33 protein-coding genes are annotated in these 26,049 nt (G+C 63.0%); all 33 read left to right on the top strand.

Annotated elements, in window-relative coordinates:
* Positions 1–96: 96 nt before the first annotated feature.
* The 33 genes from rpoB (at position 97) to TGR7_RS11515 (ending at position 26,018) form a co-directional block, all read left to right on the top strand.
* The gene (rpoB, locus tag TGR7_RS11670; protein ID WP_012638887.1) at positions 97–4,173 is read left to right on the top strand and encodes a DNA-directed RNA polymerase subunit beta; all 4,077 of its coding nucleotides are present in this window, start codon (positions 97–99) and stop codon (positions 4,171–4,173) included.
* A 78-nt stretch (positions 4,174–4,251) separates the two neighbouring features.
* Complete coding sequence (rpoC, locus tag TGR7_RS11665) at positions 4,252–8,451, top strand: DNA-directed RNA polymerase subunit beta' (protein ID WP_012638886.1); 4,200 nt, start codon at positions 4,252–4,254, stop codon at positions 8,449–8,451.
* 124 nt (positions 8,452–8,575) lie between these two features.
* Positions 8,576–8,953, top strand: a complete 378-nt coding sequence (gene rpsL, locus TGR7_RS11660) for a 30S ribosomal protein S12 (RefSeq protein WP_012638885.1) — start codon at positions 8,576–8,578, stop codon at positions 8,951–8,953.
* Positions 8,954–8,978: 25 nt separating this feature from the next.
* Positions 8,979–9,446, top strand: coding sequence for a 30S ribosomal protein S7 (rpsG, locus tag TGR7_RS11655; protein WP_012638884.1), 468 nt, complete (start codon positions 8,979–8,981; stop codon positions 9,444–9,446).
* Positions 9,447–9,485: 39 nt separating this feature from the next.
* On the top strand, positions 9,486–11,579 hold the full coding sequence (gene fusA / locus TGR7_RS11650) for an elongation factor G (RefSeq protein ID WP_012638883.1): 2,094 nt from the start codon (positions 9,486–9,488) through the stop codon (positions 11,577–11,579).
* Positions 11,580–11,610: 31 nt separating this feature from the next.
* Entirely contained in the window at positions 11,611–12,801 is a 1,191-nt protein-coding gene (gene tuf, locus TGR7_RS11645; protein ID WP_012638882.1) for an elongation factor Tu, read from the top strand.
* A gap of 86 nt (positions 12,802–12,887) precedes the next feature.
* Entirely contained in the window at positions 12,888–13,199 is a 312-nt protein-coding gene (gene rpsJ / locus TGR7_RS11640; RefSeq protein ID WP_012638881.1) for a 30S ribosomal protein S10, read from the top strand.
* 134 nt (positions 13,200–13,333) lie between these two features.
* Positions 13,334–13,978: a 50S ribosomal protein L3 gene (gene rplC / locus TGR7_RS11635; RefSeq protein ID WP_012638880.1), complete on the top strand. Its 645-nt coding sequence runs from the start codon at positions 13,334–13,336 to the stop codon at positions 13,976–13,978.
* 5 nt (positions 13,979–13,983) lie between these two features.
* Complete coding sequence (gene rplD / locus TGR7_RS11630) at positions 13,984–14,589, top strand: 50S ribosomal protein L4 (protein ID WP_012638879.1); 606 nt, start codon at positions 13,984–13,986, stop codon at positions 14,587–14,589.
* A complete protein-coding gene (rplW, locus tag TGR7_RS11625; RefSeq protein WP_012638878.1) occupies positions 14,586–14,882 on the top strand; it encodes a 50S ribosomal protein L23 in 297 nt (98 codons plus the stop codon). The genes rplD and rplW overlap by 4 nt, the downstream gene beginning before the upstream one ends.
* A gap of 12 nt (positions 14,883–14,894) precedes the next feature.
* The gene (gene rplB, locus TGR7_RS11620; protein ID WP_012638877.1) at positions 14,895–15,719 is read left to right on the top strand and encodes a 50S ribosomal protein L2; all 825 of its coding nucleotides are present in this window, start codon (positions 14,895–14,897) and stop codon (positions 15,717–15,719) included.
* Positions 15,720–15,733: 14 nt separating this feature from the next.
* Positions 15,734–16,006, top strand: coding sequence for a 30S ribosomal protein S19 (gene rpsS / locus TGR7_RS11615; protein WP_012638876.1), 273 nt, complete (start codon positions 15,734–15,736; stop codon positions 16,004–16,006).
* Positions 16,007–16,012: 6 nt separating this feature from the next.
* Positions 16,013–16,360, top strand: a complete 348-nt coding sequence (rplV, locus tag TGR7_RS11610) for a 50S ribosomal protein L22 (protein ID WP_012638875.1) — start codon at positions 16,013–16,015, stop codon at positions 16,358–16,360.
* A gap of 4 nt (positions 16,361–16,364) precedes the next feature.
* The gene (gene rpsC / locus TGR7_RS11605) at positions 16,365–17,051 is read left to right on the top strand and encodes a 30S ribosomal protein S3 (protein WP_012638874.1); all 687 of its coding nucleotides are present in this window, start codon (positions 16,365–16,367) and stop codon (positions 17,049–17,051) included.
* A 12-nt stretch (positions 17,052–17,063) separates the two neighbouring features.
* Entirely contained in the window at positions 17,064–17,477 is a 414-nt protein-coding gene (rplP, locus tag TGR7_RS11600) for a 50S ribosomal protein L16 (RefSeq protein WP_012638873.1), read from the top strand.
* Complete coding sequence (gene rpmC, locus TGR7_RS11595) at positions 17,477–17,674, top strand: 50S ribosomal protein L29 (protein WP_012638872.1); 198 nt, start codon at positions 17,477–17,479, stop codon at positions 17,672–17,674. The genes rplP and rpmC overlap by 1 nt, the downstream gene beginning before the upstream one ends.
* A gap of 2 nt (positions 17,675–17,676) precedes the next feature.
* On the top strand, positions 17,677–17,940 hold the full coding sequence (gene rpsQ, locus TGR7_RS11590; protein WP_012638871.1) for a 30S ribosomal protein S17: 264 nt from the start codon (positions 17,677–17,679) through the stop codon (positions 17,938–17,940).
* Between the two features lie 36 nt (positions 17,941–17,976).
* A complete protein-coding gene (gene rplN, locus TGR7_RS11585) occupies positions 17,977–18,345 on the top strand; it encodes a 50S ribosomal protein L14 (protein WP_012638870.1) in 369 nt (122 codons plus the stop codon).
* Between the two features lie 17 nt (positions 18,346–18,362).
* Entirely contained in the window at positions 18,363–18,680 is a 318-nt protein-coding gene (rplX, locus tag TGR7_RS11580) for a 50S ribosomal protein L24 (protein WP_012638869.1), read from the top strand.
* Between the two features lie 12 nt (positions 18,681–18,692).
* Positions 18,693–19,232, top strand: a complete 540-nt coding sequence (rplE, locus tag TGR7_RS11575) for a 50S ribosomal protein L5 (protein WP_012638868.1) — start codon at positions 18,693–18,695, stop codon at positions 19,230–19,232.
* Between the two features lie 12 nt (positions 19,233–19,244).
* Positions 19,245–19,550 carry a 30S ribosomal protein S14 gene (gene rpsN, locus TGR7_RS11570; RefSeq protein ID WP_012638867.1) on the top strand — a complete coding sequence of 102 codons (306 nt, stop codon included), beginning with the start codon at positions 19,245–19,247 and terminating at the stop codon, positions 19,548–19,550.
* 14 nt (positions 19,551–19,564) lie between these two features.
* Positions 19,565–19,960, top strand: a complete 396-nt coding sequence (rpsH, locus tag TGR7_RS11565) for a 30S ribosomal protein S8 (protein WP_012638866.1) — start codon at positions 19,565–19,567, stop codon at positions 19,958–19,960.
* A 12-nt stretch (positions 19,961–19,972) separates the two neighbouring features.
* Complete coding sequence (gene rplF / locus TGR7_RS11560) at positions 19,973–20,506, top strand: 50S ribosomal protein L6 (RefSeq protein ID WP_012638865.1); 534 nt, start codon at positions 19,973–19,975, stop codon at positions 20,504–20,506.
* Between the two features lie 11 nt (positions 20,507–20,517).
* Positions 20,518–20,871: a 50S ribosomal protein L18 gene (gene rplR / locus TGR7_RS11555; protein WP_012638864.1), complete on the top strand. Its 354-nt coding sequence runs from the start codon at positions 20,518–20,520 to the stop codon at positions 20,869–20,871.
* A 12-nt stretch (positions 20,872–20,883) separates the two neighbouring features.
* The gene (gene rpsE / locus TGR7_RS11550) at positions 20,884–21,387 is read left to right on the top strand and encodes a 30S ribosomal protein S5 (RefSeq protein ID WP_012638863.1); all 504 of its coding nucleotides are present in this window, start codon (positions 20,884–20,886) and stop codon (positions 21,385–21,387) included.
* A gap of 6 nt (positions 21,388–21,393) precedes the next feature.
* The gene (gene rpmD, locus TGR7_RS11545) at positions 21,394–21,582 is read left to right on the top strand and encodes a 50S ribosomal protein L30 (protein WP_012638862.1); all 189 of its coding nucleotides are present in this window, start codon (positions 21,394–21,396) and stop codon (positions 21,580–21,582) included.
* Position 21,583: 1 nt separating this feature from the next.
* A complete protein-coding gene (gene rplO, locus TGR7_RS11540; RefSeq protein ID WP_012638861.1) occupies positions 21,584–22,015 on the top strand; it encodes a 50S ribosomal protein L15 in 432 nt (143 codons plus the stop codon).
* Positions 22,016–22,040: 25 nt separating this feature from the next.
* A complete protein-coding gene (gene secY, locus TGR7_RS11535; RefSeq protein ID WP_018953714.1) occupies positions 22,041–23,375 on the top strand; it encodes a preprotein translocase subunit SecY in 1,335 nt (444 codons plus the stop codon).
* 28 nt (positions 23,376–23,403) lie between these two features.
* Positions 23,404–23,517, top strand: a complete 114-nt coding sequence (gene rpmJ, locus TGR7_RS17205; protein WP_012638859.1) for a 50S ribosomal protein L36 — start codon at positions 23,404–23,406, stop codon at positions 23,515–23,517.
* Positions 23,518–23,584: 67 nt separating this feature from the next.
* Positions 23,585–23,941: a 30S ribosomal protein S13 gene (gene rpsM, locus TGR7_RS11530; RefSeq protein ID WP_012638858.1), complete on the top strand. Its 357-nt coding sequence runs from the start codon at positions 23,585–23,587 to the stop codon at positions 23,939–23,941.
* A 28-nt stretch (positions 23,942–23,969) separates the two neighbouring features.
* Positions 23,970–24,359: a 30S ribosomal protein S11 gene (rpsK, locus tag TGR7_RS11525; protein WP_012638857.1), complete on the top strand. Its 390-nt coding sequence runs from the start codon at positions 23,970–23,972 to the stop codon at positions 24,357–24,359.
* A gap of 15 nt (positions 24,360–24,374) precedes the next feature.
* On the top strand, positions 24,375–24,995 hold the full coding sequence (rpsD, locus tag TGR7_RS11520; protein ID WP_012638856.1) for a 30S ribosomal protein S4: 621 nt from the start codon (positions 24,375–24,377) through the stop codon (positions 24,993–24,995).
* Positions 24,996–25,013: 18 nt separating this feature from the next.
* Positions 25,014–26,018, top strand: coding sequence for a DNA-directed RNA polymerase subunit alpha (locus tag TGR7_RS11515; RefSeq protein WP_012638855.1), 1,005 nt, complete (start codon positions 25,014–25,016; stop codon positions 26,016–26,018).
* Positions 26,019–26,049: the final 31 nt, after the last annotated feature.

Raw genomic sequence — 26,049 nt, 5'->3', positions numbered from 1 at the left:
AGGCTGGCGGTGTCCACACCGCCGGCCTCTTCCTGCTTGCACCGGCGCTCGTTCCGACGAGTGGCTGGTCACCGGATTCTAGTGTGAGGAATCACAATGGCCTACAGCTACACCGAAAAGAAACGCATCCGCAAGGATTTCGGCAAACGCCCCCAGATCCTCGATGTCCCCTACCTGTTGACCACGCAGCTGGATTCATACCGCCAGTTTCTGCAGGCCGACCGCAGCGAGGATAATCGACAGGACGTGGGCCTGCACGCGGCGTTCAAGACGGTGTTCCCCATTGTGAGTTACTCGGGCACCGTTGAACTCGAATACGTGAGCTACCGCCTCGGCAAGCCGGTGTTCGACGTCAAGGAGTGCCAGCTGCGCGGCATGACCTATGCCGCTCCCCTGCGCGTGCTGCTGCGCCTGGTGATCTATGACAAGGACGCCCCTGCGGGCTCCCGCGTGGTCAAGGACATCAAGGAGCAGGAAGTCTACATGGGCGAACTGCCGCTCATGACCGAGAACGGCACCTTCGTGATCAACGGTACCGAGCGGGTGATCGTCTCCCAGCTGCACCGTTCGCCGGGCGTGTTCTTCGACCACGACAAGGGCAAGACACACAGCTCGGGCAAGCTGCTGTTCAATGCCCGCGTGATCCCCTACCGCGGTTCCTGGCTGGACTTCGAGTTCGATCCCAAGGACAGCGTGTTCGTGCGCATCGACCGCCGCCGCAAGCTGCCGGCCACGGTGCTGCTGCGCGCCCTGGGCATGGAGACCGAGGAGATCCTCGCCACCTTCTTCGAGACCAACACCGTCAGCATCACCAAGGACGGTTTCGACATGGAGCTGATCCCCGAGCGTCTGCGCGGTGAAGTGGCAGCCTTCGACTTCAAGGTGAAGAACAAGGTGCTGGTGGAAAGCGGGCGTCGCATCACCGCCCGTCACGTGCGCGAGCTGGAGGCCGCCGGGATCAAGTCCCTGGAAGTGCCCGCCGAGTACCTGGTGGGCAAGGTGCTGGCCCACGCGGTCATCGACGAGGACAGCGGCGAGCTGGTGGCCAACGCCAACGACGAGATCACCGATGAGCTGCTGAAGAAGCTGCGCGCCGCCGGCATCAAGTCGTTCAAGACCCTGTACACCAACGACCTGGACCACGGTCCGTATATCTCCACCACCCTGAACATCGACACCTGCCGCTCCCAGCTGGAGGCGCAGGTGGAGATCTACCGCATGATGCGTCCCGGCGAGCCCCCCACCAAGGAGGCCGCGGAGAACCTGTTCAACAACCTGTTCTTCACCGAGGAGCGCTACGACCTCTCCGCCGTGGGCCGCATGAAGTTCAACCGTCGCGTGGGCCGCGAGGAGATCACCGGTCCCGGCGTGCTGGACAAGGACGACATCCTGGCGGTGCTCAAGACCCTGATCGACATCCGCAACGGCAACGGCCAGGTGGATGACATCGACCACCTGGGCAACCGCCGCGTGCGTTCCGTGGGCGAGATGGCGGAGAACGTCTTCCGTGTCGGCCTGGTGCGCGTCGAGCGCGCCGTGAAGGAGCGCCTGAGCGTCGCCGAGAGCGAAGGCCTCATGCCCCAGGAACTGATCAACGCCAAGCCCGTGGCGGCGGCGGTGAAGGAGTTCTTCGGCTCCAGCCAGCTGTCCCAGTTCATGGACCAGAACAACCCGCTCTCCGAGGTGACCCACAAGCGCCGCATCTCGGCCCTGGGCCCCGGCGGCCTGACCCGCGAGCGTGCCGGCTTCGAGGTGCGCGACGTGCACCCGACCCATTACGGCCGCGTGTGCCCGATCGAGACCCCTGAAGGTCCGAACATCGGTCTGATCAACTCCCTCGCCGTGTATGCACGTACCAACGATTACGGTTTCCTGGAGACCCCCTACCGCAAGGTGGAAAACGGCAAGGTGACCAACGAGATCGTGTACCTGTCCGCCATCGAGGAAGGCCAGTACGTGATCGCCCAGGCCAACGCCAGTCTGGATGCCAAGGGCAACCTGGTGGACGAACTGGTGTCCTGCCGCCACGCCAATGAATTCACCATGTCCACCCCGGACAAGATCGAGTTCATGGACATCTCGCCCAAGCAGATCGTGTCCGTGGCCGCCGCGCTGATCCCGTTCCTGGAGCACGACGACGCCAACCGCGCGCTGATGGGCTCCAACATGCAGCGCCAGGCCGTGCCCTGCCTGCGTGCCGAGACCGCCGTGGTGGGGACCGGCATCGAGCGCACCGTGGCCATCGACTCCGGTTCCTCCATCGTCGCCCGCCGTGGCGGCGTGGTGGACTCCGTGGACGCCGCCCGCATCGTGGTGCGCGTCAATGACGATGAGACCGAGGCTGGCGAGCCGGGCGTGGACATCTACAACCTGACCAAGTACACCCGCTCCAACCAGAACACCTGCATCAACCAGCGTCCGCTGGTGAACGTGGGGGACGTGCTGGCCCGGGGCGACGTGCTGGCCGACGGTTCCTCCACGGATCTGGGCGAGATGGCCCTGGGGCAGAACATGATGGTCGCCTTCATGCCCTGGAACGGCTACAACTTCGAGGACTCCATCCTCATCTCCGAACGCGTGGTGCAGGAGGATCGTTTCACCTCCATCCACATCGAGGAGCTGACCTGCGTGGCCCGCGACACCAAGCTCGGGCCGGAGGAGATCAGCGCGGACATCCCGAACGTGTCCGAGAGCCTGCTCTCCAAGCTGGATGAGTCCGGCATCGTGTACGTGGGCGCCGAGGTCAAGCCCAACGACATCCTGGTGGGCAAGGTCACGCCCAAGGGCGAGACCCAGCTGACCCCGGAAGAGAAGCTGCTGCGCGCCATCTTCGGTGAGAAGGCCTCCGACGTGAAGGACACCTCCCTGCGCGTGCCCTCCGGCATGGAAGGCACTGTGATCGACGTGCGCGTGTTCACCCGCGACGGCGTCGACAAGGACAAGCGTGCCCTGCAGATCGAGGAGGCGGCGCTGGCCGCCGTGCGCAAGGATCTCAAGGACCAGCTGCGCATCTACGAGGACGACATCTACGACCGCGTCGAGAAGCTGCTGGTGGGCAAGCTGGCCGCCGGTGGCCCCAACAAGCTCAAGGACGGCACCAAGGTCACCAAGACCTACCTTACCGAGGTGCCCCGCGAGAAGTGGTTCGAGGTGCGCATGCGCACCGAAGAGGTCAACGAGCAGCTGGAGAAGATGGCTGCATCCCTGAAGGAGCAGCACGAGGCCTTCGAGACCCGCTTCAAGGAGCAGAAGGAAAAGCTCACTCAGGGTGACGATCTCGCCCCCGGCGTGCTGAAGATGGTCAAGGTCTACCTGGCCGTGAAGCGCCGCATGCAGCCCGGCGACAAGATGGCCGGCCGCCACGGTAACAAGGGTGTGGTCTCCATGATCGTGCCCGTGGAAGACATGCCGTATCTGGAAGACGGCACCCCCGTGGACATCGTGCTCAACCCGCTCGGCGTGCCTTCCCGTATGAACGTGGGTCAGGTGCTCGAGACCCATCTGGGCTGGGCCGCCAAGGGTCTGGGCCAGAAGATCGGCCGCATGGTCGAGGCCAAGGCCAAGATCGACGAACTGCGCAAGTTCCTCGACAAGATCTACAACCACAGTGCCAAGAAGGTGGATCTGTCCGATTTCAGCGACGAGGAGATCCTCAAGCTGTGCGCCAACCTGAAGAAGGGCGTGCCCATGGCGACCCCGGTGTTCGACGGTGCCGAGGAAGAAGAGATCAAGGCCATGCTGAAGCTGGCCGATCTGCCCGAGAGCGGTCAGACCACCCTGTTCGACGGTCGTACCGGCGAGTCCTTCGACCGTCCCGTGACCGTGGGTTACATGCACATGCTCAAGCTCAACCACCTGGTGGATGACAAGATGCATGCCCGTTCCACCGGTCCGTACAGCCTGGTGACCCAGCAGCCGCTGGGTGGTAAGGCGCAGTTCGGTGGTCAGCGCTTCGGCGAGATGGAGGTCTGGGCGCTGGAGGCCTATGGCGCCGCCTACACCCTGCAGGAGATGCTCACGGTGAAGTCCGACGACGTTCAGGGCCGCAACAAGATGTACAAGAACATCGTCGACGGCGACCACCGGATGGAGGCGAACATTCCGGAGTCCTTCAACGTGCTGATGAAGGAAATCCGTTCGCTGGCCATCAACATCGAGCTGGAACAGGACTAACTGTAGATGCAGTACGCGGGCCGGCGATCCCGGCCCTGTTCCAATACCGTACCGCAGCTACCGAATTGAGGTGACACCATGAAAGACCTTCTCAATCTGTTGAAACAGCAGGGCCACGTGGAAGAGTTCGATGCCATCCGCATCGGCCTGTCCTCGCCCGAGCTGATCCGTTCCTGGTCCTTCGGTGAAGTGAAGAAGCCCGAAACCATCAACTACCGGACCTTCAAGCCGGAGCGTGATGGCCTGTTCTGTGCCAAGATCTTCGGACCCATCAAGGACTACGAGTGCCTGTGCGGCAAGTACAAGCGCCTCAAGCACCGCGGCGTCGTGTGCGAGAAGTGCGGCGTCGAGGTGACCCAGACCAAGGTGCGCCGCGAGCGCATGGGCCACATCGAGCTGGCCAGCCCCGTGGCCCACATCTGGTTCCTGAAGAGCCTGCCGTCCCGCATCGGCCTGCTCATGGACATGACCCTGCGCGACATCGAGCGCGTGCTGTACTTCGAGGCCTTCGTGGTCATCGACCCGGGTCTGACCACCCTGGAGCGTGGCCAGCTGCTCACCGACGAGCAGTATCTGGAGGCCATCGAGGAGCACGGTGACGAGTTCGACGCCCGCATGGGCGCCGAGGCGGTCTACGAGCTGCTCAAGTCCATCGACCTGCAGAGCGAGGCGGCCAAGCTGCGCGCCGAGGTCAACGAGACCAGTTCCGACACCAAGATCAAGCGCATCGCCAAGCGCCTGAAGCTGATCGAGTCCTTCCTGGATTCCGGCAACAAGCCCGAGTGGATGATCCTCAAGGTCCTGCCCGTGCTGCCCCCGGACCTGCGTCCGCTGGTGCCCCTGGACGGCGGCCGTTTCGCCACCTCGGACCTGAACGACCTGTACCGCAGGGTGATCAACCGCAACAACCGCCTCAAGCGCCTGCTGGAGCTCAACGCCCCGGACATCATCGTGCGCAACGAAAAGCGCATGCTGCAGGAGTCCGTGGACGCGCTGCTCGACAACGGCCGCCGCGGCCGTGCCATCACCGGCACCAACAAGCGCCCGCTGAAGTCCCTGGCCGACATGATCAAGGGCAAGCAGGGCCGTTTCCGCCAGAACCTGCTGGGCAAGCGCGTGGACTACTCCGGTCGTTCCGTGATCGTGGTGGGCCCGACCCTGCGCCTGCACCAGTGCGGTCTGCCCAAGAAGATGGCCCTGGAGCTGTTCAAGCCCTTCATCTTCGGCAAGCTGCATCGCCGTGGCCTGGCCACCACCATCAAGGCGGCCAAGAAGCTGGTGGAGCGCGAAGGGCCGGAGGTCTGGGACATCCTGGAAGAGGTGATCCGCGAGCATCCCGTGATGCTCAACCGTGCGCCCACCCTGCATCGCCTGGGTATCCAGGCCTTCGAGCCGGTGCTCATCGAGGGCAAGGCCATTCAGCTGCACCCGCTGGTGTGCGCCGCGTTCAACGCCGACTTCGACGGCGACCAGATGGCCGTGCACGTGCCCCTGTCCCTGGAGGCGCAGCTGGAAGCCCGCGCCCTGATGATGTCCACCAACAACATCCTGTCGCCGGCCCATGGTGATCCCATCATCGTGCCGTCCCAGGACATCGTGCTGGGCCTCTACTACATGTCCCGCGACCGGGTGAACGCCAGGGGCGAGGGCATGCTGTTCACCGACGTGGACGAGGTGCACCGCGCCTACGAGACCGGCCAGGCCGAGCTGCATGCCCGCGTCGAGGTGCGTATCCGCGAGGTGGTGCCCAATGACAAGGGCGAGCTCGAGGCGCGCTTCAACCGCGTCAAGACCACCGTGGGCCGCGCGCTGCTGTCGCGCATCCTGCCCGAGGGCCTGCCCTTCGAGCTGGTCAACCGCGATCTGAACAAGAAGGCCATCTCCGGGCTGATCAACGCCTGCTACCGCCGCGTGGGTCTGAAGGAGACGGTGATCTTCGCCGACCAGCTCATGTACACGGGCTTCAAGTACTCCACCCGTGCCGGCGTGTCCTTCGGCATCAACGACATGGTCATCCCCGACGAGAAGACCGGGATCCTGGCCCATGCCGAGTCCCAGGTGAAGGAGATCGAGGACCAGTACTCCTCCGGTCTGGTCACCAAGGGCGAGCGCTACAACAAGGTGGTGGACATCTGGTCGCACACCAACGATCAGGTGGCCAAGGCCATGATGGAGAAGCTCGGCAAGGAGGAGGTCACCGACGCCGAGGGCAAGACCGTCAAGCAGCCGTCCTTCAACTCCATCTTCATGATGGCCGACTCCGGTGCCCGAGGCTCCGCCGCCCAGATCCGCCAGCTGGCGGGCATGCGCGGCCTGATGGCCAAGCCGGACGGCTCCATCATCGAGACCCCCATCACGGCGAACTTCCGTGAGGGTCTGAACGTGTTGCAGTACTTCATCTCCACCCACGGCGCCCGTAAGGGTCTGGCGGATACCGCGCTCAAGACCGCCAACTCCGGTTACCTGACCCGCCGTCTGGTGGACGTGGCCCAGGACCTGGTGGTCACCGAGGTGGATTGCGGTACCGATCAGGGCATCGTCCTCAAGCCCATCATCGAGGGTGGCGACGTGGTCGAGCCCCTGCGCGAGCGGGTGCTGGGCCGTGTGCTGGCCCAGGACATCGAGATGGCCGACGGTTCCACCCTGCTGCCCGCCGGCACCCTGCTGGACGAGGACGCCGTGGACCTCATGGAGGCCTCCGGCGTGGACGAGGTGGTGGTGCGGTCCGCCATCTCCTGCCAGACCCGTCACGGCATTTGCGCCATGTGCTACGGCCGCGACCTGGCCCGTGGCCATCAGGTCAACGAGGGCGAGGCGGTGGGCGTCATTGCCGCCCAGTCCATCGGTGAGCCCGGCACCCAGCTGACCATGCGTACCTTCCACATCGGTGGTGCGGCCAGCCGTTCCGTGGCCATCAGCGCCATCTCCGTGAAGGCCAAGGGCACGATCCGTCTGCACAACATCAAGACGGTGACCAACAAGCAGGGCAACCTGGTGGCCGTGTCCCGTTCCGGTGAGCTGGGCGTGATCGACGAGCAGGGCCGCGAGCGCGAGCGTTACAAGGTGCCCTACGGCGCGGTGATCTCGGTCAACGAGGGCGATGCCGTCGAGGCCGGCCAGGAAGTGGCCACCTGGGATCCGCACACCCACCCGATCATCACCGAGGTGGCGGGCCGCATCCAGCTGCACGACTTCATCGAGGGTGTGACCGTCAACAAGCAGGTGGACGAGATCACCGGCCTGTCCTCCACCGTGGTCATGGATCCCAAGTCCCGCGGCTCCGCCGGCAAGGACCTGCGTCCCATGGTCAAGCTGCTGGACGAGAAGGGCAAGGACCTGATGCTGGCGGGTACCGAGATCCCGGCCCACTACGTGCTGCCCACCGGGGCGATCATGAGCCTCGAGGACGGCTCCACCGTGGCGGTGGGCGACGTGGTTGCCCGTATCCCCCAGGAGTCCTCCAAGACCCGCGACATCACGGGTGGTCTGCCCCGCGTGGCCGACCTGTTCGAGGCCCGCAAGCCCAAGGAGCCTGCGATCCTCGCGGAGCGCACCGGTACCGTCAGCTTCGGCAAGGACACCAAGGGCAAGCAGCGCCTGATCATCACCGACGAGAACGGTGACACCCACGAGGAGCTGATTCCGAAGTGGCGCCACGTGAACGTCTTCGAGGGCGAGCACGTGGAGCGGGGCGAAGTGATCGCCGATGGCGAACCGAACCCCCACGACATCCTGCGTCTGCTGGGCGTCACCGCCCTGGCCGAGTACATGGTCAAGGAGATCCAGGACGTCTACCGCCTGCAGGGTGTGAAGATCAACGACAAGCACATCGAGGTGATCGTGCGCCAGATGCTGCGCAAGGTGGAGATCACCGATGCCGGCGAGACCCGCTTCCTCACCGGGGAGCAGGTGGACCGTGCCCGGGTCCTGGAAGAGCACGAGCGCCTGGGTCCCGACAAGGAACGGGCCAAGTACGAGCGGGTGCTGCTGGGCATCACCAAGGCCTCCCTGGTGACCGAGTCGTTCATCTCGGCGGCCTCCTTCCAGGAGACCACCCGGGTGCTCACCGAGTCGGCCACCCGGGGCGCCCGTGACGACCTGCGGGGCCTGAAGGAGAACGTGATCGTGGGCCGGCTGATCCCGGCCGGTACCGGTCTGGCGTACCACAAGGACCGCCGCCGCAAGCGCCATGCCGGGGGCCTGTCCCTGATGGTGCCGGAGGCCCCGGAGGCAGTCGAGACCGATTCGGGTATGGAGACCCAGACCCCCGCGGAGTGATTCCCGGGGGTGGCGGGCCGTTCCCTGCTTGACAGGGGGCGGCCCTGTTCCCTAAACTTTCGCACCCTCGACAGACCGGTAATGGTTCGGTCTGTCGTTGTTTTTGGGTAGGAGAAAATCTTTCATGGCGACAATCAATCAGTTGGTGCGTAAACCGCGCAAGCGGAAAGTGGAAAAGAGCGCTGTGCCTGCGCTCCAGGCCTGTCCGCAGCGGCGGGGCGTGTGCACTCGCGTGTACACCACGACCCCGAAAAAGCCCAACTCGGCACTTCGTAAGGTGGCCCGTGTGCGCCTGACCAACGGCTACGAGGTCAGCAGCTACATCGGTGGTGAAGGCCACAACCTGCAGGAGCACTCGGTGGTGCTGATCCGCGGCGGTCGCGTGAAGGACCTTCCCGGTGTGCGTTACCACACGGTGCGCGGCAGCCTGGATACCCAGGGTGTGCAGAACCGCAAGCAGGCCCGCTCCAAGTACGGTGCCAAGCGCCCCAAGAAGGCCTAACGGCCCGATATTGAGTACATAGACCATGTCCAGAAGAAGCGAAGCCCCCAAGCGTCAGATCCTGCCCGATCCGAAGTACAAGAGTGATCTGCTCGCCAAGTTCATCAACACCGTCATGAAGGACGGCAAGAAGTCCGTGGCCGAACGGGTCCTGTACGGTGCCCTGACCCAGATCGAGGGCAAGAAGGGTGATGGCATCCAGGTGCTGGAGCAGGCCCTGGACAACGTGCGCCCCCGGGTGGAGGTGAAGTCCCGCCGCGTGGGTGGTGCCACCTACCAGGTGCCCGTGGAAGTGCGCCCGGTGCGCCAGAACGCCCTGGCCATGCGCTGGATCGTGGACGCCGCCCGCAAGCGCGGCGAGAAGTCCATGGCCCTGAAGCTGGCCGGTGAGCTGATGGACGCTGCCGACAGCAAGGGTTCTGCCGTGAAGAAGCGGGAAGACACCCATCGCATGGCGGAGGCCAACAAGGCCTTCTCCCATTACCGCTGGTAAGCGGTCCGCTTCAGACACAGAGTTACCGAGGAACTGCCCGTGGCACGCAAAACCCCCATCGAGCGTTATCGCAACATCGGCATCAGTGCGCACATTGATGCCGGCAAGACCACCACCACCGAGCGCGTCCTGTTCTACACCGGCGTGTCCCACAAGGTGGGCGAGGTGCACGAGGGCGCGGCCACCATGGACTGGATGGAGCAGGAGCAGGAGCGTGGTATCACCATCACCTCCGCGGCCACCACCTGCTTCTGGTCCGGCATGGACAAGCAGTTCCCGGAACACCGCATCAACATCATCGACACCCCCGGGCACGTGGACTTCACCATCGAGGTGGAGCGTTCCATGCGCGTGCTGGACGGTGCCTGCATGGTGTACTGCGCCGTGGGCGGCGTGCAGCCCCAGTCCGAGACCGTGTGGCGCCAGGCCACCAAGTACGGCGTGCCGCGTCTGGCCTTCGTCAACAAGATGGACCGCTCCGGCGCCAACTTCTTCAATGTTCACAAGCAGATGCGTGAGCGTCTGCACGCCAATCCCGTGCCCGTGCAGATCCCCATCGGCGCCGAGGACAACTTCAAGGGCGTCGTCGACCTGGTGAAGATGAAGGCCATCTACTGGAGCGAGGCCGACATGGGCGTGACCTTCGAGCTGGCCGACATCCCGGCCGAGCTCCAGGCTCTGGCCGAGGAGTGGCGCGAGAAGATGGTCGAGGCCGCCGCCGAGTCCAGCGAAGAGCTGATGAACAAGTACCTGGAAGAGGGTGAGCTCTCCGAGGCCGAGATCAAGCAGGGTCTGCGCCAGCGCACCATCGCCCTGGAGATCGTCCCCATGCTGTGCGGCACCGCCTTCAAGAACAAGGGTGTGCAGGCCATGCTGGACGCGGTGATCGACTACCTGCCGTCGCCCACCGAGGTGGCAGCCATCAAGGGTCTGGATGCCAACACCGAGCAGCCCATCGAGCGCAAGTCCAGCGACGACGAGCCCTTTGCGGCCCTGGCGTTCAAGATCGCCACCGACCCCTTCGTCGGCACACTGACCTTTGTGCGCGTCTATTCCGGCGTGCTGAACTCCGGCGACAGCGTGTACAACTCCCAGAGCACGAACAAGGAGCGCGTGGGTCGAATCCTGCAGATGCACGCCAACAACCGCGAAGAGATCAAGGAACTGCGTGCCGGCGACATCGGTGCCTGCGTGGGCCTGAAGGACGTCACCACCGGTACCACCCTGTCCTCCCTGGACAAGCCTGTGATCCTGGAGCGCATGGAGTTCCCGGATCCCGTGATCTCCGTTGCCGTGGAGCCCAAGACCAAGGGCGACCAGGAAAAGATGGGTCTGGCCCTGAACAAGCTGGCCCAGGAAGACCCCTCGTTCCGCGTCCACACCGACGAGGAGTCCGGCCAGACCATCATCTCCGGCATGGGCGAGCTGCACCTGGAGATCATCGTCGACCGCATGAAGCGCGAGTTCAAGGTCGAGGCCAACGTGGGCAAGCCCCAGGTGGCCTACCGCGAGACCATCCGCAAGACCATCGAACAGGAAGGCAAGTTCGTGCGTCAGTCCGGTGGTCGCGGTCAGTTCGGTCACGTCTGGATCCGCATCGAGCCCAAGGAAGCCGGTACCGGCTATGAGTTCGAGAACGCCGTCGTCGGCGGCGTGGTGCCCAAGGAGTACATCCCGGCCGTGGATAAGGGCATCCAGGAGCAGATGAAGAACGGCGTGCTGGCCGGTTTCCCGGTGGTGGACGTCAAGGTCACCCTGTATGACGGTTCCTACCACGACGTGGACTCCTCGGAAATGGCGTTCAAGATCGCCGGTTCTATGGCCTTCAAGGAAGGTGCCCTGAAGGCCGGCGCTGTGCTGCTCGAGCCCATCATGAAGGTGGAAGTGGAAACGCCCGAGGATTACATGGGTGACGTGATGGGCGACCTGAACCGTCGCCGTGGTCTGATCCAGGGCATGGATGACGCTCATGGCCTGAAGATCCTGCGCGCCGAGGTGCCGCTGTCCGAGATGTTCGGCTACTCCACCTCGCTGCGTTCCATGAGCCAGGGTCGTGCGACCTACTCCATGGAGTTCGCCAAGTATGCCGAGGCTCCGTCCACCGTGGTCGAAGCCGTCAAGAAGGCTTCCTGATTCAACAGATTGATTTAGAAGGGGTTACATCGTGTCCAAGGAAAAATTTGAGCGTAAGAAGCCGCATGTAAACGTGGGCACCATTGGTCACGTGGACCATGGCAAGACGACGCTGACGGCGGCGCTGACGGTGTGTCAGGCGAAGAAGTTTGGTGGTGAGGCCCGTGCCTACGACCAGATTGACAACGCCCCTGAAGAGCGCGCCCGCGGCATCACGATCGCCACCGCGCACGTGGAGTACGAGTCCGCCAACCGCCACTACGCACACGTGGACTGCCCCGGCCACGCCGACTACGTGAAGAACATGATCACCGGTGCTGCCCAGATGGATGGCGCGATCCTGGTGTGCTCGGCCGCTGACGGCCCGATGCCCCAGACCCGCGAGCACATCCTGCTGGCCCGTCAGGTGGGCGTGCCCTACATCGTCGTGTTCCTGAACAAGGCCGACATGGTGGACGACCCCGAGCTGTTGGAGTTGGTGGAGATGGAGGTCCGTGACCTGCTGTCCTCCTACGACTTCCCTGGCGACGACACCCCGATCATCGTGGGTTCCGCGCTGAAGGCGCTGGAAGGCGACGAGTCCGAGATCGGCGTGCCGGCCATCGACAAGCTGATCGAGGCGCTGGACACCTACATTCCTGAGCCCGAGCGTGCCATCGACGGTGCGTTCCTGATGCCGGTGGAAGACGTGTTCTCCATCTCTGGTCGCGGCACCGTGGTGACCGGCCGAATCGAGCGCGGCATTGTGAAGGTGGGTGACGAAATCGAGATCGTGGGTATCCGCGACACCGTCAAGACCACCGTGACCGGCGTGGAGATGTTCCGCAAGCTGCTGGACCAGGGTCAGGCGGGCGACAACGTGGGCGTGCTGCTGCGCGGCACCAAGCGTGACGACGTGGAGCGTGGCCAGGTGCTGTGCAAGCCCGGTTCGATCACCCCGCACACCAAGTTCGAGGCTGAGGTGTACGTGCTGTCGAAGGAAGAGGGTGGTCGTCACACCCCGTTCTTCAACGGCTACCGTCCGCAGTTCTACTTCCGGACCACCGACGTGACCGGTTCCTGCGACCTGCCGGAGGGTGTGGAGATGGTGATGCCTGGTGACAACGTGAAGATCACGGTGTCGCTGATCAACCCGATCGCCATGGAAGACGGTCTGCGCTTCGCCATCCGCGAAGGCGGCCGCACCGTGGGCGCCGGCGTGGTGTCCAAGATCATCGAGTAACGATGTGAGGGGTGAGGGGTGAGGGGTGAGGTCCACAAGCCGCACCTCACGCCTCCCGCCTTACTCCTAACCTGAGAATTAGAGACATGTCCAAGCAGAGAATCCGTATCCGGCTCAAGGCCTTCGATCACCGTCTGATCGATCGCTCCGCCAGTGAGATCGTCGAAACCGCCAAGCGCACCGGCGCCCGGGTCAAGGGTCCCATCCCCCTGCCCACCAAGATGGAGCGCTTCACGGTCCTGATCTCGCCCCACGTGAACAAGGACGCCCGTGATCAGTATGAGATCCGCACCCACAAGCGGCTCATGGACATCATGGACCCCACGGACAAGACCGTGGACGCCCTGATGAAGCTGGATCTGGCCGCCGGTGTGGACGTGCAAATTAAGCTTAACTAACGACAATTTTTCTGACATAATTGTCTGCTTTCCGTGGCCCGGTACAGGCTGGCTTGTGCCGGGCCACGATTTTGGGACTTTCAAGAATAACCGCGCGCCCGCTCCCGGGCGGGCGTGGATAACGAGGTAGTGTCATGGCAATCGGATTGGTCGGTCGCAAGCTGGGCATGACCCGCGTCTTCACGGAAGACGGTGCCTCCCTGCCGGTAACGGTGATCGAGGTGGACCCGAACCGCGTGACCCAGGTCAAGACCGAGGAGCGCGACGGGTATCGCGCCCTGCAGGTGACCACGGGTGCCCGCAAGGCCTCCCGGGTGACGAAGCCCCGCGCCGGGCATTTCGCCAAGGCGGGCGTGGAAGCCGGTCGTGGCCTGTGGGAATTCCGTCTGGATGGTGACCAGGGTGCCGAGATCGAGACGGGTGCCGAGCTGAAGGTGGATATCTTCGAGGCCGGCCAGATCGTCGACGTAACGGGCATCAGCAAGGGTAAGGGCTTCCAGGGTGTGATCAAGCGTCACAACTTCAGCATGCAGGATGCCACCCACGGTAACTCCCTGTCCCATCGTGCCCCCGGCTCCATCGGCCAGAACCAGACCCCGGGTCGCGTGTTCAAGGGCAAGAAGATGGCCGGTCACATGGGTAACGAGCGTTGCACCGTGCAGAACCTGGAGGTGGTCCGGGTCGACGTGGAGCGCAATCTTCTGCTCATCAAGGGCGCGGTGCCCGGTTCCACCGGCGGCAACGTCCTGGTGCGTCCCGGCGTCAAGGCTAAGGGTTAAGTGTCATGAAGCTTCAGGTACAAGACACCAAGAAGGATCTGGAGGTCTCTGATCAGACCTTCGGTCGTGAATTCAACGAGGACCTGGTGCACCAGGCCGTGGTCGCCTACATGGCGGGCGGTCGTGCCGGCACCAAGGCCCAGAAGGGTCGCTCCGATGTCAGCGGCGGCGGCGCCAAGCCCTGGAAGCAGAAGGGCAGTGGTCGTGCCCGCGCCGGTACCATCCGCAGCCCCATCTGGCGTACCGGTGGCAAGGTCTTCGCGGCCCGTCCTCGGGACTACTCCCAGAAGCTGAACCGCAAGATGTACCGCGCTGCCATGCGCTCCATCTTCTCCGAGCTGGTGCGCCAGGAGCGCCTGGTGGTGGTCGACAGCTTCGCGGTCGACGCGCCCAAGACCAAGGGCCTGTTGGAGAAGCTCGGCGGCCTGGGTGTGAGCAATGCGCTGATCGTCACCGATCAGGCCGATGCCAACCTGTACCTGTCCGCCCGCAATCTGCCGGGTGTCGACGTGTCCGAGGTGGGCGGTCTGGACCCGGTGAGCCTGGTGGGTTTTGAGAAGGTCCTCATCACCGTGCCGGCGCTGAAGCAGGTTGAGGAGTGGCTGGCATGAATGAAGAAAGGCTCTTGAAGGTCCTGGTGGGCCCCCACGTGTCCGAGAAGGCCACGGTGCTCGCCGACGCGGCCAATCAGCATGTGTTCAAGGTGGCCCCTGACGCCACGCGCGGCGAGATCAAGGCCGCCGTGGAGAAGTTTTTCGAGGTTCAGGTGTCTTCCGTGCGTGTCGTCAACATGAAGGGCAAGCGCAAGCGCTTCGGCCGCTTCGAGGGGCGCCGCAACAACTGGAAAAAGGCCTATGTGACCCTGGCAGCCGGCCAGGACATCGCGCTGGCCGGAAGCGAGTAAAGGGTACGCATCATGCCGATCGTGAAATCCAAGCCCACGTCAGCAGGCCGCCGTTTCGTGGTCAGCGTGGTCAGCCCGGATCTCCATAAGGGAGAGCCGTACGCCCCGCTGGTCGAGAAAAAGGTCCGCTCCGGTGGTCGTAACAACCAGGGTCGTATCACCACCCGTCATGTGGGTGGTGGTCACAAGCAGCGCTACCGCATCATCGACTTCAAGCGCGACAAGGACGGTATCCCCGGCCGTGTCGAGCGCCTGGAGTACGATCCGAACCGCAGCGCGCACATCGCCCTGGTGCTGTACGCTGACGGCGAGCGCCGTTACGTGATCGCGCCCAAGGGTGTGCAGGCCGGTGACCAGCTGCTGTCCGGTACCAACGCACCGATCCGCGCCGGCAACACGCTGCCGCTGCGCAACATCCCGGTGGGTACCGTGGTGCACTGCATCGAGATGAAGCCCGGCAAGGGCGCGCAGATGGCCCGCAGCGCCGGTGCCGCCGTGCAGCTGGTGGCCCGCGAAGGTCAGCACGCCACCCTGCGTCTGCGCTCCGGCGAGATGCGCAAGGTGCCTGCCGACTGCCGTGCCACCATCGGCGAGGTCAGCAACAGCGAACACAGCCTGCGCAAGTTCGGCAAGGCCGGTGCCAAGCGTTGGCTGGGCATTCGTCCGACGGTTCGTGGTACCGCCATGAACCCGGTTGACCATCCGCATGGTGGTGGTGAAGGCCGTAATTTCGGCAAGCACCCCGTCACGCCCTGGGGCGTGCCCACCAAGGGTTACAAGACCCGCAAGAACAAGCGCACCGATAATATGATCGTGCGTCGTCGGAACAAGAAGTAACGAGGGATAGGCCAGTGCCACGCTCACTCAAGAAGGGCCCGTTTATCGACCACCACCTGCTCCAGAAAGTGGATGCCGCGGTGGCGAACAACGAGAGACGTCCGATCAAGACCTGGTCGCGCCGCTCCATGATCATGCCGCAGATGGTCGGTCTGACCATCGCCGTGCACAACGGTCGTCAGCACGTCCCCGTGCTGGTGAACGAGAACATGGTCGGTCACAAGCTCGGTGAATTTGCCGCCACCCGGACCTTCAAGGGTCACGTGGCGAACAAGAAGGCGAGGTAAGTCGAGATGGCAACCGAAACGTTTGCGCGTCTGCGCTTTGCCCGCATCTCTCCCCAGAAGTGCCGCCTGGTCGCCGACCAGATTCGTGGCATGCCGGTGGAGCGTGCGCTGCAGGAGCTGACCTTCAGCCCCAAGAAGGGTGCTGCCATCGTCAAGAAGGTGCTTGAGTCCGCCATCGCCAACGCCGAGCACAACGAAGGCGCCGATGTGGATGAGCTCAAGGTCTCCCAGATCTATATTGACCAGGGGCCGACCCTCAAGCGCATCCACGCCCGTGCCAAGGGTCGGGCCAATCGCATTCTGAAGCGCACCAGCCACATCACCGTGGCGGTGGGCGAAAAGGTAAAGGGGTAAGTCCATGGGTCAGAAAGTACATCCGGTCGGCTTCCGCCTCGGTGTCTCCAGTGAGTGGAATTCCACCTGGTACGCCGATGGTCGTGACTACGCCAACGTGCTGGCCAAGGATCTGGAGATCCGCGAATTCCTGAAGGAGCGTCTGTCCCAGGCCTCCGTCAGCCGAATCGAGATCGCCCGCCCCGCGCGCCAGGCCTTCATCACCATCCACACCGCCCGTCCCGGTATCGTGATCGGCAAGAAGGGTGAGGACATCGAGGCCCTGCGCAAGGAAGCCGCTGCGAAGCTGGGTCTGGACGTGAACAGCGTCAAGATCAACATCGAAGAGATCCGCAAGCCCGAGGTGGATGCGCAGCTGGTGGCCGAGGGCATTGCCCAGCAGCTCGAGCGCCGCATCATGTTCCGTCGCGCCATGAAGCGCGCCGTGGGCAACGCCATGCGCCTCGGCGCCCTGGGCGTGAAGGTGCACGTCGCCGGTCGTCTGAACGGCGCCGAGATTGCCCGCAGCGAGTGGTACCGCGAAGGCCGTGTGCCCCTGCACACCCTGCGTGCCGACATTGACTACGGCTTTGCCGAGGCCCGTACCACCTATGGCGTGATTGGCGTCAAGGTGTGGGTGTTCAAGGGCGAAGTTTTCGATTTCGAACAGAAGACCGATGGCGGCCAGGAAGGCAAGGCCGCGGTGAACTAAGGAGTTTGCGAGATGTTGCAGCCCAAGAGGACCAAGTTCCGGAAGCAGTTCACGGGCAAGAACCGTGGCCTGGCGTTCTCGGGCGGCAAGGTCAGCTTCGGTGAGTACGCCCTGCGTGCTCAGGATCGCGGCCGACTCACTGCCCGTCAGATCGAGGCCGCCCGACGCGCCATGACCCGCCACATCAAGCGTGGCGGCAAGATCTGGATTCGTGTGTTCCCAGACGTGCCTGTCACCAAGAAGCCCCTGGAAGTGCGTATGGGTAAGGGTAAGGGCAACGTGGAGTACTGGGTCTGCAAGGTCCAGCCCGGCCGAATCCTGTATGAGATGGAAGGTGTCAGCGAGGAGATCGCCCGCGAGGCGTTCAAGCTTGCCGCTGCCAAGCTGCCCATCAAGACCCAGTTTGTGACCCGGACGGTGATGTGATGAAGGCTTCTGAACTGCGAGAGAAGAACAACGAGGAGCTCAAGAAGGAGCTGCTTGAACTGCTGCGCGAACAGTTCGGTCTGCGCATGCAGCGTGGTGCCGGCCAGCTGGCCCGCCCGGATCGGTTCAGCAAGATCCGCAAGGATATTGCCCGTATCAAGACCGTCATGAACGAGCGTTCGGTGGCAGGTGAATGAACATGAGTGAAGAAGCAAAAGTACAGCGTGCGGTCATCGGTCGCGTCGTCAGCGACAAGATGGACAAGACCCGTACCATCCTCATCGAGCGCAAGGTGCGTCACCCGCTGTACGGCAAGTACATCCGGCGTTCCACCAAGCTGCACGTTCACGATGAGGGCAACGAGGCCCGCATGGGTGACAAGGTGATGGTGCAGGAGTGCCGCCCCATGTCCAAGACCAAGACCTTCCGCCTGGTGAAGGTGCTGGAGAAGGCCGCCGGCTGACCGGTCGCCCATGTAACGGATAGGTGAGATAAGACCATGATTCAGATGCAGACGGTTCTGGATGCCGCCGATAACAGCGGGGCCCGCAAGGTTCAGTGCATCAAGGTGCTGGGTGGATCCCATCGCCGGTATGCCAGCGTGGGTGACATCATCAAGGTGAGCGTCAAGGACGCCATCCCGCGCGGCAAGGTGAAGAAGGGCGAGGTGTACAACGCCGTGGTGGTGCGTACCGCCAAGGGTGTGCGCCGTCCCGACGGTTCCGTCGTGCGCTTCGACCGCAACGCTGCCGTGCTGCTGAACAACCAGCTGCAGCCCATCGGTACCCGTATCTTCGGGCCCGTGACCCGCGAGCTGCGTGGCGAGAAGTTCATGAAGATCATCTCCCTGGCACCCGAAGTGCTCTGACGTCGAGGTATTGAGAGATGCAAAGGATCAAACAGGGTGACGACGTCATCGTCACCGCAGGCAAAGACAAGGGGCGCCGCGGCACCGTGGTGAAGGTTCTCACCGACGATCGCGTCGTGGTGCAGAACATCAACATGGTGAAGAAGCACCAGAAGCCGAACCCGACTGCCGGTCAGCCCGGTGGCATCATCGACAAGGAGATGCCGATTCACGTCTCCAACGTGATGCTGTTCAACCCGGCCAAGGGCAAGGGTGATCGCGTCGGTTTCAAGACTCTGGAAGACGGTCGCAAGGTGCGTTACTTCAAGTCCGACAACGAAGTTGTGGACGCTTGATAGGTGGCTGAGATGGCAAGGCTGAAAGAATTCTACCGGGACACCGTGATGAAGCAGCTGATGGAGAAATTCCAGTACAGCAACGTCATGGAAGTCCCCCGCATCACCAAGATCACCCTCAACATGGGTCTGGGTGAGGCGGTCGGTGACAAAAAGATCATCGAGCACGCCGTGTCGGACATGACCGCCATTGCGGGTCAGAAGCCCGTGGTGACCAAGGCTCGCAAGTCCATCGCCGGGTTCAAGATCCGCGACGACTATCCGATCGGCTGCATGGTGACCCTGCGCCGCGAAGCGATGTACGAGTTCCTGGATCGCCTGGTGAACGTCGCGCTGCCCCGCGTGCGTGACTTCCGTGGCCTGAACCCGAAGGGTTTCGATGGCCGCGGAAACTACAACATGGGTATCAAGGAACAGATCATCTTCCCTGAAGTTGATTACGACAAGATCGATGCCTTGCGTGGTATGAACATCAGCATTACCACCACGGCTAAGAATGATGAGGAAGCCCGTGCGCTGCTGTCAGCGTTCAGCTTCCCTTTCAAGCACTGAGAGGTTTGATTAATGGCCAAGACGTCCATGTTGGAGCGTGAGCTCAAGCGCAGCAAGCTGGTCAAGAAGTACGCCAACAAGCGCGCCGAGCTCAAGGCAACGATCAGCAATCCGGAAACGGAATATGAGACCCGTATGCAGGCGGTTATCGCCCTGCAGAAGCTGCCGCGCGATTCTTCCAAGTCGCGTCAGCGTAACCGTTGCCACCTGACTGGGCGTCCGAAGGGTTACTACCGCAAGTTCGGTCTTGGCCGTAACAAGCTGCGTGAAGCCGCCATGCGTGGGGACGTCCCCGGCCTGGTCAAGGCGAGCTGGTAAGAGGATAAATACAGATGAGCATGACCGATCCAGTGGCCGATATGCTGACCCGCATCCGCAATGGTCAGCGCGCCAGCAAGAACGAGGTGAGCATGCCTGCCTCGAAGCTCAAGGAGTCCATCGCGAAGGTGCTGAAGGACGAGGGCTACATTGCCGATTACGGCGTCGATGCCGCTGACGGCAAGCCCGTCCTGAACATCAAGCTGAAGTATTTCCAGGGCAAGCCCGTGATCGAGACGATCAAGCGTGTGAGCCGTCCCGGCCTGCGTATCTACCGCAGCAAGGACGAGCTTCCCAAGGTGATCGGCGGTCTGGGTGTTGCCATCGTCTCCACGTCCAATGGTGTGATGACTGACCGTGCCGCACGTGCCCTCGGGCAGGGTGGCGAAGTCCTTTGCATCGTTGCCTAAGGGATTCAGACCATGTCCCGTGTAGCAAAAAAACCGATCGCGTTGCCCAGTGGCGTAAACGTCACTATCAATGGCAACAACGTTGCTCTGAAGGGCCCCAAGGGCCAGCTGAGCTATGACCTGCATGCCGATGTGGAAGTCAGCCAGGAGGGTAACACCCTGCAGCTGGCCCCCCGCAATGGCGATGCCAGCAAGTACGCCATGGCCGGTACCATGCGCGCGCTGGTGAACAACATGGTGGTGGGTGTCAGCCAGGGTTTTGAGCGCAAGCTGGAGCTCGTCGGCGTGGGTTACCGCGCCCAGGCCCAGGGCAAGACGCTCAACCTGACGCTGGGTTTCTCGCACCCCGTTGCATACCCGGTGCCCGAAGGCATCACCATCGAGACCCCGTCCCAGACCGAGATCCTGGTCAAGGGCGTGGACAAGCAGGTGGTGGGCCAGGTGGCCGCAGAGATCCGTGCTTTCAGGCCCCCTGAGCCGTACAAGGGCAAGGGCGTCAAGTATGCGAATGAGCAGATCATTCGTAAGGAAGCCAAGAAGAAGTAAGGTGACTCGGAATGGATAAGAAATCAGCTCGTCTGCGTCGTGCCGCCCGCACCCGCCATCAGATCCGCCACAACGGCGTTCATCGGCTGTGCGTGCATCGTACTCCGCGTCACATCTATGCCCAGGTGATCGCGCCCAACGGCTCCGAGGTGGTGGCTGCTGCCTCCACGGTGGAAGTCGAACTGGCCAAGGATCTCAAGGGCACCGGCAATGTGGACGCCGCCGTAGCCATTGGCAAGGTGATCGCTGAGCGCGCCAAGGCCAAGGGCGTGAGCGAAGTGGCGTTTGATCGCTCCGGCTTCAAATATCATGGCCGCGTGAAGGCGCTGGCCGATGCCGCCCGTGAAGGCGGACTGCAATTCTAAAAGGGTGATCCCATGGCAAGTTTTCAGAGCAACGAGACCGACGGCCTGCAGGAAAAGCTGATTACCGTCAACCGTGTGGCCAAGGTGGTCAAGGGTGGCCGCCAGTTCCGCTTCACCGCGCTGAGCGTGGTGGGTGACGGCAACGGCAAGGTGGGCGTGGGTTACGGCAAGGCGCGTGAAGTGCCGCTGGCCATCGCCAAGGCCATGGAGTCCGCGCGCAAGAACATGCGTACCGTGCCGCTCAACGAGGGTACGCTGCACTATGCCGTGAGCGCTCGCCATGGTGCCGCCAAGGTGTTCATGCAGCCTGCTTCCGAGGGTACTGGCATCATCGCCGGCGGCGCCATGCGCGCCGTGCTCGAAGTGGCCGGTGTGCGTAACGTGCTGGCCAAGTGCATCGGCTCGCGCAACCCGATCAACGTCGTTCAGGCCACCCTCAACGGTCTGGGCGCTGTTCACGCTCCCGAGCTGGTTGCCTCCAAGCGCGGCAAGAAGCTCGAAGAGATCCTGGGGTAATTGATCATGGCGAATGCAAAAGATCTCAAGGTTACGCTGGTGCGCAGCCTCAACGGTCGCCTCAAGGCCCATATCGCCTGCGTGCGTGGCCTGGGTGTGCGCCGTATTCATAGCCCGGTGGTGGTGAAAGACACCCCGGAGAACCGCGGGATGATCAACAAGGTCTCCTACATGCTCAAGGTGGAGGAAGCCTGACATGCGTCTGAATTCCATTGCGCCCGCCCCGGGCAGCCGTCCCAGCGCCAAGCGCGTGGGCCGCGGCATCGGTTCCGGCCTGGGCAAGACCGCTGGTCGCGGTCACAAGGGTCAGAAGGCCCGTGCCGGCGGCTACCACAAGGTGGGCTTTGAAGGCGGCCAGATGCCCCTGCAGCGCCGTCTTCCGAAGGTGGGCTTCAACTCCCGCAAGTCCCTGCGTGTCGCCGAGGTCCGCCTGCATGAGCTGGCCGGCCTGGAAGGCACCATTGACCTGGCTGCGCTGATCAAGGCGAGCGTCGTGCCTGCCCAGACCCTGCGCGCCAAGGTGATCGCTTCCGGCAAGCTGGAAAAGGCCGTGACCCTGAAGGGTGTCGCCGTGACCAAGGGTGCCCGTGAGGCCATCGAGGCCGCCGGCGGCAAGATCGAGGAGTAAGTAAGTGGCGAACCCGCGCGCAGGCATGGCTGGCTCGCTGGGCGGGATCGGCAAGCTGACTGAACTCCGGCAGCGTCTGGTCTTCGTGCTGCTGGCCCTGGTGGTGTACCGGATCGGGACCTTCATCCCGGTGCCGGGCATCAACCCTGTGGCCATGGCGCAGTTTTTCGACCAGCACAGCGGCACCATCCTGGACATGTTCAACATGTTCTCCGGTGGCGCCCTGGAGCGGCTGAGCATCTTCGCCCTGGGCGTGATGCCCTACATCTCCGCTGCCATTATCATGCAGCTGCTCAGCGCCACGGTGCCGAGCCTGCAGCAGTTGAAGAAGGAAGGCGAGGCCGGCCGCCGCAAGATCACCCAGTACACCCGTTACGGGACTGTGGCCCTTGCGCTGTTCCAGAGTATCGGTATTGCCATCGCCCTGAACGGCCAGCAGATCGGCGGCATGAGCATGGCCATCGCACCGGGGCCCGGTTTTATCTTCACCACGGTGGTGACCCTGGTGACGGGTACCATGTTCCTGATGTGGCTGGGTGAGCAGATCACCGAGCGGGGTATCGGCAACGGTATCTCCATCATCATCTTTGCGGGCATCGTGGCGGGCCTGCCGGCCGCCATTGGTGGCACCCTGGAACTGGCCCGCACCGGCGAGCTGTCCCCGGCCTTCGTGATGCTGCTCATCATCATGGCCCTGGCAGTGACGGCCTTCGTGGTGTTCGTGGAGCGTGGCCAGCGGCGCATTACCGTGAACTACGCCAAGCGCCAGGTGGGCCGCAAGGTGTATGGCGGGCAGAGCAGCCATCTGCCCCTGAAGCTGAACATGGCGGGTGTGATTCCCCCCATCTTCGCTTCGAGTATTATCCTGTTCCCGGCGACGCTGGGAACCTGGTTCGGCCAGGCCGAAGGGATGACCTGGCTGCGTGACATCTCGACCACGCTGGCCCCGGGTCAGCCGCTGTACGTGATGTTCTATGCGGCTGCGATCATCTTCTTCTGCTTTTTCTACACCGCGCTGGTGTTCAATTCGCGGGAGACGGCCGACAACCTGAAAAAGTCCGGGGCGTTCATCCCCGGCATCCGTCCAGGGATGCAGACGGAGCGTTACATCGATGGTGTCATGACCCGGTTGACCGCGGTGGGTGCGATCTACATCACCGCCGTGTGTCTGCTCCCCGAGTTCATGATCCTGTACTGGAATGTGCCATTCTACTTCGGCGGCACGTCCCTGCTGATCATCGTGATTGTGGTCATGGATTTCATGGCCCAGCTTCAGGCCCACCTGATGTCCCATCAGTACGAAGGGCTCATGAAGAAGGCGAACCTGAAGGGTTATGGTAAATCGGGCATGCTGCGCTGAAGCAGCTGTCCAGACTGAGGATAGAGCAATGAAAGTACGTGCCTCTGTTAAGACGATCTGCCGCAATTGCAAGGTCATCCGGCGCAATGGTGTGGTTCGCGTGATCTGCAAGGATCCGCGCCACAAGCAGCGCCAGGGCTAAGAATTGATTCGGCAGGACTAACTGGATACAATACCGCGCTTTTCCGCCGGTTCGTGGAGATTTACGAATGGCTCGTGTTGCAGGCGTCAACATCCCCGACAACAAGCACACCGTGATTGCGTTGACCGCGATCTACGGCATTGGCCGCACCCGTGCGCAGAAGATCTGCGAGGCGACGGGCGTGAAGCCGGACATGAAGATCCGCGACCTCACTGAAGAGGAAGTGGAAAAGCTTCGTGCCGCGGTGGGCCAGTTCCCGGTGGAAGGTGACCTCCGACGCGAGGTTTCCATGAATATCAAGCGCTTGATGGACCTCGGTTGCTACCGTGGACTCCGTCATCGCCGCGGACTGCCCCTGCGTGGGCAGCGCACCCGGACCAATGCCCGTACCCGCAAGGGTCCGCGCCGTCCGATTCGCAAGTAATACTGCTTTCTGACAGGACATTTTATATATGGCACAGGCTCCGACCCGCACCCGGAAGAAGGTCAAGAAGACCGTATCCGACGGCATTGCGCACATTTACGCCACTTTCAACAACACGATCGTGACCATCACCGATCGCCAGGGCAACACCCTGTCCTGGGCGACCTCCGGTGGTTCCGGCTTCCGTGGCTCCCGCAAGAGCACCCCGTTCGCCGCCCAGGTGGCTGCCGAGCGTGCCGGCACGGCTGCCCAGGAATACGGCCTGAAGAACCTGGAAGTCCTGGTTCGTGGCCCCGGCCCCGGTCGTGAATCCGCCGTGCGTGCGCTGAACAACGCGGGTTTCAAGATCCTGAACATCAGCGACATCACCCCGATTCCTCATAACGGCTGCCGTCCGCCCAAAAAGCGCCGCGTCTAGTCCGGAGTTCCCCAGATGGCAAGATACATTGGTCCCAAGTGCAAACTGAGCCGCCGGGAAGGCACCGACCTTTTTCTGAAAGGCCGCGGCCGCTCCCTCGACACCAAGTGCAAGCTGGACAAGGCCCCTGGCCAGCACGGCGATCGCCGTGCCCGCCTGTCCGACTACGGCCTGCAGCTGCGCGAGAAGCAGAAGCTGCGCCGCATCTATGGTGTGCTGGAGCGCCAGTTCCGCAACTACTACAAGACTGCCTCCCGCATGAAGGGCTCCACGGGTGAGAACCTGCTGCAGCTGCTGGAGCGTCGTCTGGACAACGTGGTCTACCGCATGGGCTTTGGCGCCACCCGCGCCGAGGCACGCCAGCTGGTCAGCCACAAGGCCATCCAGGTCAACGGCCAGGCGGTGAACATCGCCTCCTACCAGGTCCAGCCCTCCGACGTGGTGGCTGTCCGCGAGAAGGCCAAGAAGCAGGTGCGCATCCAGGATTCCCTGACGCTCGCCGAGCAGTTCGGCTTCCCCGAGTGGGTCGAAGTGGACACCAAGAAAATGGAAGGCGTCTTCAAGAGCATTCCGGAACGTAGCGAACTGCCAGCCGAGATCAATGAGTCTCTGGTGGTGGAGCTCTACTCCAAGTAAACGAATACGGGGTCTTCAATGCAGACCAAAGTCAACGAACTCCTCAAGCCTCGCCACATCGAGGTCACCAGTGTCAGCGATCGGCAGGCCAAGGTGGTGCTCGAGCCTCTGGAGCGCGGTTTCGGCCATACCCTGGGCAATGCCCTGCGCCGTATCCTGCTGTCTTCCATTCCGGGCGCCGCGGTGGTGGAAGCGGAGATCGAGGGTGTGCTCCACGAGTACACCTCCATCGAGGGTGTGCAGGAGGACGTGGTCGATATCCTGCTGAACCTCAAGGGCATCGCCCTGCGCATGCACAACCGCGATGAGGCCACCCTGACCCTGAAGAAGAAGGGCCCGGGCGTGGTCACCGCCGGCGACATCACCCTGGATCATGACGTGGAAATCGTCAATCCGGAGCACGTGATCGCCCACCTGACCAAGAACGGCGAGCTGTCCATGAGCCTGAAGCTGGGCCGCGGCCGTGGCTACCAGCCCGTGACCGCCCGTCGCAGCTCCGAGTCCGAGGACCGTCCCATCGGTCGCCTGATGCTGGATGCCAGCTTCAGCCCCATCCGTCGCGTGGCCTACAAGGTCGAGAGCGCCCGTGTGGAGCAGCGTACCGACATGGACCGTCTGGTCATCGAGCTGGAGACCAACGGCACCGTGGAGGCCGATGACGCCATCCGCCAGGCCGCCGGCATCCTGCAGAGCCAGCTGGCCGCGTTTGTCGAACTGCAGGGCGACGAGAGCACCGTCACCGAGAGCAAGCAGATGGAGATCGACCCCATCCTGCTGCGTCCCGTAGATGACCTGGAGCTGACCGTGCGCTCCGCCAACTGCCTGAAGGCCGAGAACATCTACTACATCGGTGACCTGATCCAGCGCACCGAGGTGGAGCTGCTCAAGACCCCGAATCTGGGCAAGAAGTCCCTGACCGAGATCAAGGACGTGCTGGCCTCCCATGGCCTTTCCATGGGCATGCGCCTTGAGAACTGGCCCCCGCCGGGTCTCAAGGATCAGGACAAGAAGGCCTCCGGCTGACGTCCCCCAAGTTTGAACGACAGGAATTACA

It is taken from the genome of Thioalkalivibrio sulfidiphilus HL-EbGr7, from assembly GCF_000021985.1.
In the GTDB taxonomy this organism is placed as follows: domain Bacteria; phylum Pseudomonadota; class Gammaproteobacteria; order Ectothiorhodospirales; family Ectothiorhodospiraceae; genus Thioalkalivibrio_A; species Thioalkalivibrio_A sulfidiphilus.
Note: the sequence above shows the minus strand (reverse complement) of the source record. Positions and strands in the feature narration are given on the sequence as shown.